The sequence below is a fragment of the Streptomyces sp. NPDC058964 genome (assembly GCF_042741275.1).
GTDB lineage: Bacteria > Actinomycetota > Actinomycetes > Streptomycetales > Streptomycetaceae > Streptomyces.
The window spans coordinates 1-2,043 of sequence record NZ_JBHYKH010000872.1 but is presented as its reverse complement, the minus strand read 5'-3'; the positions used below and the strand labels follow the sequence as shown (position 1 = coordinate 2,043).

Genomic DNA, 2,043 nt, shown 5'->3' with positions numbered 1-2,043 from the left:
GTCCCTCGGGCCGGTCGATGACGATCTCCCCGTTCGCGGTCCCGAGACGGACGGCCGTGACGACCGGGCCGTCGGTGACCACCCGGTCGACCGTGACGTGCAGCCGCGCCTCCAGCCAGCGGGCCAGCAGCTCGGCCGCCGGGTTGTCCGCCTCGGCCTCCACGGTCGCCGAGGTCACCGGCACCCGGGCCTGGTCGAGGGCGGCGGCCAGCATGGAACGCCACAGCGTCAGCCGGGTCCAGGCCAGGTCGGTGTCGCCGGGCGTGTACGCGCGGACCCGGCGCTCCAGGGTCTCCATCGGGCGCTCCACCGCGTACAGGTTGGTGTTGCGGCGCGGGGGCCGCGCCCCCCCCCGGGCGCCCCCCCCGGCCCCGCCCCCCCCGGGCCCCCGCCGGCCGGGGCGCCCCCCCGCCCCCGACGGCTCCCGCACCCGTGCGGGTCAGGTGCCGCGGGGAATGGCACGAGGTGGTGTTCCGGCCCGGCGGCCTGCTGCGCATGCCGCACAGCGACGAGGAACAACAGCGTGAGCGCGCCATGCGCGCCTTCGGCGGTGCCGTCGCCGGTTGCTTCGCGGTGGAGCAGACGTGGACCTCCGGAGAGGGCCGTCTGCCCAAGGCGCTGCGGGCGCAACGCCACGAACTGTTCCTGCGCGCCCAGCACGGCGACACCCCCGGCGTGCTGGAGCTCCTGGACGCGGGTGTCGATCCCCGCGTGCGGGACGCCGGCGGCCGCACCCTGCTGCACGTACTGAACCTCCTCGACCACGAGACGCTGCTGCCCCGGCTGCTGGCGGAGGGGCTGGATCTCGAGGCCCTGGACCGGCGGGGGCGCACACCGCTGTTCGTGGCCGTCAACGACCTCGGTTCCAAGGCGCTGGTGGAGGCGCTCGTCGCCGCCGGGGCGCGGCTCGACGTGATCGACCAGTCCGAGTTGTCGCTGGCCCAGCTCGTCCGTCGCTACAAGCGGCCCGACCTGGCCTTCCTCCGCACACGCGTACAGGAGGAGCATCCAGGCGTCGGCGCCGAGTGGTGGGACGAATGGATGGACGAGCAGGAGGAGTACTACGCGGACGAAGCGGACGAAGCGGACGGCGCGGACGAGCCCGGCGATGCGGACGAGCCCGACGACGAGGAGGAGCAGCCCTTTTGAGCACCGACGGTACCGCCCCCGACGCGCCGTCCGGACCGCTGGCGGCCGCGGACGACCTCAACCGCAGGCTGCGTGCGCGGCGGACCGAGCCCGCAGCGAACCCGCAACTGGAGGCGCTGGCCCTCGCCGTGACGGCCAATCAGCCCGTCCTGCTGTGGGGGGAGCCGGGGATCGGCAAGTCGGCCGCCCTGGAGCAGCTCGCCGCCGGGATCGGCCTGCCGCTGGAGACGGTCATCGCCAGCGTGCACGAACCCTCCGACTTCGCCGGACTGCCCGTCGTCGGTGACGACCCGGCCGTGACCGGTGTCCCGATGGCCCCGCCGGACTGGGCGGTCCGCCTCGCCCGGGCCGGGCAGGGCCTGCTCTTCTTCGACGAACTGTCCTCCGCACCACCCGCCGTGCAGGCGGCTCTGCTGCGGGTGGTGCTCGAACGGCGGGTCGGCAGCCTGGTCCTGCCGGAAGCGGTGCGCATCGTCGCCGCCGCCAACCCGCCGTCCAGCGCGGCGGACGGCTGGCATCTCAGCCCACCGCTCGCCAACCGGTTCGTCCACCTCGAGTGGACCCACGACCCCCGGACCGTCGCCCGGGGCATGGCCGGCACCTGGCCGGAGGCGACCGTGCCCGTCGTCGGTGCCGCCAAGGTGCCCGGTGCGGTCGCCCGGGCCCGTGGCGCGATCTCCGGCTTCCTCACGGCCCGGCCCGGCCTGGTCCACCACATCCCCGGCGACGCCGGGAGCCGGGGCCGGTCCTGGCCGTCCCCGCGCACCTGGGAGATGGCACTCAGGCTGCTCGCCACCGGGTACGCGGCCGGCGCAGGCCGCGAGGCGCTGGCCGCCGCGCTCACCGGTGCCGTCGGGGACGGCGCGGGCCGAGCGCGGGCGCGCCAACACCAAA

At 75.8% G+C, this 2,043-nt stretch carries 2 protein-coding genes and 1 pseudogene; 2 read left to right on the top strand and 1 reads right to left on the bottom strand.

Annotated features, from left to right (window positions below):
• A pseudogene (locus ACFW2E_RS45835) lies at window positions 1-349 on the bottom strand (OpcA/G6PD domain-containing protein); the annotation flags it as partial.
• A 116-nt stretch (window positions 350-465) separates the two neighbouring features.
• Between ACFW2E_RS45835 and ACFW2E_RS45830 the strand changes: the two are divergent.
• Both ACFW2E_RS45830 and ACFW2E_RS45825 read left to right on the top strand, forming a co-directional pair.
• Window positions 466-1,149, top strand: coding sequence for an ankyrin repeat domain-containing protein (locus tag ACFW2E_RS45830; RefSeq protein ID WP_384477838.1), 684 nt, complete (start codon window positions 466-468; stop codon window positions 1,147-1,149).
• Window positions 1,146-2,043: AAA family ATPase (locus ACFW2E_RS45825; RefSeq protein WP_384477835.1), on the top strand; the 898-nt coding region annotated here is incomplete at its 3' end. The genes ACFW2E_RS45830 and ACFW2E_RS45825, both read left to right, overlap by 4 nt.